Below are 3,970 nucleotides of genomic sequence, written 5' to 3'. Positions count from 1 at the left end.
GGCTGGGTAGTGGTCACAGAGCCTTCACTTCTTGTTAAACACTTAAAACCCACAGGCAAAACCTATGACAAAGCTGCTCGTTATAAGCAAGGCGAGGCATTTTATACATTGCGTTATGGGTTTTGGTTAACAACCATTGCTTCAAATAAATTAGCTTTTAAAAAAGGAAAACCATTTTTAGCCTTTGATTATCTGAAAGGTTATTTTAAAGCGAAAAAAAACAAATCACAATTTCTTGTTTCGGAAAGTGAAGGATTATTTATTCGAAAACTGCGATTACGAAAAATCAAGAAAAAGTTTTTCAAATAAATTTTAGACAACCATTCCAAAATTCACTCAAACAACTCCGTCAACACCTTACCCGTAGCACCGTTGGGTCTTGCAATACCAAGCAAAGCCGAGAGTGTAGGTGCAATATCAGTGATTTCAGACTTTTGGTAAGTATGTCCTTTTTTGATGCCATAACCGTAAAAAATCAATGGTACATGGGTGTCATAAGTAAAACCGCTACCGTGTGAACTCCCTCCCCGCTCATACCATGTGGACAATATGGAGGGCTCAAACACATAGACCACATCGCCGCTGCGTTTCTGATGAAAGCCGTTTTGGACCAAATAGCCAATGTCCCGCGTAAAAGAACCGCCCTCTAGCTGGTTTCGTGTAAAAACCTTATCAATCATAGGATAAGTAATTAAATAATCGGCCAGGATTTGTTGAACTTCTCTTGGGTCGAGTTTTGCATTTTTTAAAACTTCTTTATTCAAAAACACTTGATTACTTTGCTCCCTTTCAATAACATCCACTTTAAAGGTTGCCATAGAAAATGCTTTTAAATCGTCACGAAAATCATTCCGGTTAAAATAACCCGCCGGGATATTTAACGACTGTAAATAGGACGGTATATGGGTCACACCGTGATCTGCGGTCAGGAACACCATATACTCCCCTTTTCCAATTACTTTATCCAAATGATTAAATAAACGTTCAAGTTCTTTATCTAATTGCAGGTAGTTGTCCTCAACCTCAACAGAGTTTGGCCCAAACGTATGCCCTATATAATCCGGGCTGGAATAGCTGATGGCCAGGAAATCTGTCGTGTTGTTTTTACCCAGGTTTTCACCGGTAATTGCAGCTATGGCAAAATCGGTTGTGATGCTGTTGCCAAAAACAGTTTCCTTGATAAAATCAAACCCGCCGTTAACTTTTGAAAGTTCTTTTAAATTGTAAGGGAATGTTGGGGTTTCTTTGCCTTTAAACACTTCTTCAAAGGGATTGTTATCAGGTCCGCTCGCTGTATAAGTTTCTATGGGGTACATTGGTTCCCAAACCTTGTTTAAATACTGCTGTACTTTCCCGGAATTGTTGAAATCCTTTACCCATTGCGGTAACTCATTCATATAAAAACTGCTTGAAATCCAATTGCCCTCGTCTTTTCCATGAAACCAGTATGCAGTCCCGGTGTGACCGGCAGGAAGTATGGCTCCGCGGTCTTTTAGCGAAATGCCAATGACTTTTGAACGTTGCTGGGTGTGTAGTTTTAATTGATCTGTAATGGACGTGGTTTTCATTCGGTGAGGGGACATTTTTCCGGCTTTGTCAAGAGTCCCCACTGATTGGACATTTTCATCTTCTACACAATACACACTTTTTTGGATTTCCTTATCATACCAGTCGTTGGCAATAACGCCATGAATAGCGGGATAAGTGCCTGTATAAATTGAAGCATGTCCGGGGCCGGTATATGTAGGTATGTAATTGAAGTGGTTGTTTTTAAACTCAAAGCCTTCATTTAATAAACGTTTGAAACCACCTTCACCATAACGGTTATAATACCGTGTGAGGTAATCGTAACGCATTTGGTCAACAACAACACCTACAACAAGTTTTGGTGCATCAAGATGTTTTTCAGTTGAATTTGTGTTTTGGTTTTGGGATTGAACTGAACCTATAAAAGCGAATAGGGCAAGAAATACAGAAAATAATCTAATCATGGTTATAAAATTCTGTTACAAAAATACAATCCAGAATTGAACTAAAGTTTGCTTAATAGTTAAATTGTGACCAATTATTTTTGTTACTTTAGCATTTGAAAGTAGTAATGTTTTAAACCGGGCTTTAGTTCCATAATAAATATTGATTTCGCTTTAAGCGAAAAAGAAGATGAAATACCTTAGAGATATTGGTTCCTATTTTATTATGCTTAAACTGGTCTTTAGCAGGCCTACAAAAACATCGGTATTAAGGAAATTGATTTTTAAGGAAATCAATGACCTGATTGTCAATTCGTTGGGAATTGTTGTATTTATCTCATTTTTTGTTGGAAGCGTTATTGCTATTCAAACTGCACTTAATATGGACAACCCGCTGGTTCCCAAAAGTTTGATTGGTTTTGCCACGCGACAATCGGTTATTCTTGAATTTGCGCCCACGTTTATTTCCATTATTATGGCCGGTAAGGTGGGCTCATTTATCACATCAAGTATTGGCTCTATGCGAGTAACAGAACAGATTGATGCTTTGGAAGTGATGGGGATAAACCCATTGAACTATCTGGTTTTTCCAAAAATAATTGCCTTATTGTTTTATCCTTTAATCATTATAATTTCTATGTTTATGGGAATTTTGGGTGGATGGATTGCAGCAGTTCAGGGAGGGTTTTCATCAGCAAATGATTTTGCAATAGGGCTTCAACAGGATTTCGTTCCATTTCATATCGTTTATGCGTTTATAAAAACCTTTGTCTTTGCCCTTATTTTGGCAACGGTACCATCCTGGCAGGGTTATTATATGAAAGGAGGCGCACTTGAAGTGGGAAAAGCAAGTACAAATTCATTTGTCTGGACGAGTGTACTTATTATTCTAGCTAATTTTATCATCACACAAATGCTGTTGAGCTAATGATTAAAGTTGAAAACATACACAAACGCTTTGGCGATGAGGAAGTATTGAAAGGTATTACCACTACATTTCAAAAAGGAAAGACCAATATCATAATTGGCCAAAGTGGTAGCGGTAAAACCGTATTTATGAAATGTCTTTTAGGACTTTTTACTCCCGATGAGGGACGGATTATTTATGGTGATACAGCCATTCAGGATATGGACAAAAACGATAAAAGTGAACTACGTCAAAAAATGGGTATGCTCTTTCAAGGTGGAGCCTTGTTTGACTCGATGAACATCGAAGAAAACGTGATGTTTCCATTACGGATGTTTAGTAAAAAATCGAGAGATGAAATGATGGAAAGGGTTAATGAGGTATTAAATCGGGTCAATCTTGAAAATGTCAATAAAAAACTACCTTCAGAAATTTCAGGGGGAATGCAAAAACGTGTAGCCATTGCCCGGGCTATAGTCAACAACCCCAAGTATTTGTTTTGTGATGAACCCAACTCAGGACTTGACCCGCGCACAGCTACAGTTATTGACAACCTGATCATGGAAATTACTCACGAGTATGACATCACCACCGTAGTTAATACCCACGACATGAATTCAGTTATGGAAATTGGTGAAACCATTATTTTCCTTAAGGATGGTAAACTGGTTTGGGAAGGCGATAAAACCAAAATTTTCAAAACAGACAATGAAGCAGTTACAGACTTTGTCTATTCCTCAGATTTATTTAAAAAAATAAGAATTGCTCAGAATATCGAAAACAAATAAGCAACTATTGCTCCCTGATTTCAATATTTTTCTTACCCAGTTTAAAAGCCAGCCAGTTTTTTAATTTTTCGTTATTGGTTGCTCTCACTTGTCTGGTAACTCCATCTTTCCAACTCACCGTAAACACCGGTATAGTATCAATTTTCTCAAAATCTGAAACAAATGTGTTTGAAAACGAAATGGAATTCAAATCACCATAATTAATTTTGATTTCTTCAACAAGTGTTTCAAAAGGTATATCGCCGGTTGAAAGCCTTCTAAGTTGTTGTTCAAGCATTCTTATTCTTGCTTCCCGGGATTCCAGA

Annotated in this window: 4 protein-coding genes and 1 pseudogene; 3 read left to right on the top strand and 2 right to left on the bottom strand. The window is 37.6% G+C overall.

The window, feature by feature from the left end; genetic code table 11:
* Positions 1–309, top strand: a pseudogene (locus tag AC6F75_RS09900) (glycosyltransferase family 2 protein); the annotation flags it as partial.
* 23 nt (positions 310–332) lie between these two features.
* Here the strand turns inward: AC6F75_RS09900 and pafA are convergent.
* Positions 333–1,991: an alkaline phosphatase PafA gene (gene pafA, locus AC6F75_RS09895; RefSeq protein WP_500714866.1), complete on the bottom strand. Its 1,659-nt coding sequence runs from the start codon at positions 1,989–1,991 to the stop codon at positions 333–335.
* Between the two features lie 169 nt (positions 1,992–2,160).
* On the opposite strand from pafA, the gene AC6F75_RS09890 reads away from it, so the two are divergent.
* Both AC6F75_RS09890 and AC6F75_RS09885 read left to right on the top strand, forming a co-directional pair.
* Positions 2,161–2,898, top strand: a complete 738-nt coding sequence (locus tag AC6F75_RS09890) for an ABC transporter permease (RefSeq protein WP_500714865.1) — start codon at positions 2,161–2,163, stop codon at positions 2,896–2,898.
* On the top strand, positions 2,898–3,665 hold the full coding sequence (locus tag AC6F75_RS09885; protein ID WP_500714864.1) for an ATP-binding cassette domain-containing protein: 768 nt from the start codon (positions 2,898–2,900) through the stop codon (positions 3,663–3,665). The genes AC6F75_RS09890 and AC6F75_RS09885 overlap by 1 nt, the downstream gene beginning before the upstream one ends.
* Before the next feature lie 4 nt (positions 3,666–3,669).
* On the opposite strand, the gene AC6F75_RS09880 is transcribed toward AC6F75_RS09885, so the two are convergent.
* The coding region (locus AC6F75_RS09880) for a DUF8492 domain-containing protein (protein WP_500714863.1) at positions 3,670–3,970 on the bottom strand (301 nt) is incomplete at its 5' end.

The sequence above is a fragment of the Planktosalinus sp. genome (genome assembly GCF_059864935.1).
Note: the sequence above shows the minus strand (reverse complement) of the source record. Positions and strands in the feature narration are given on the sequence as shown.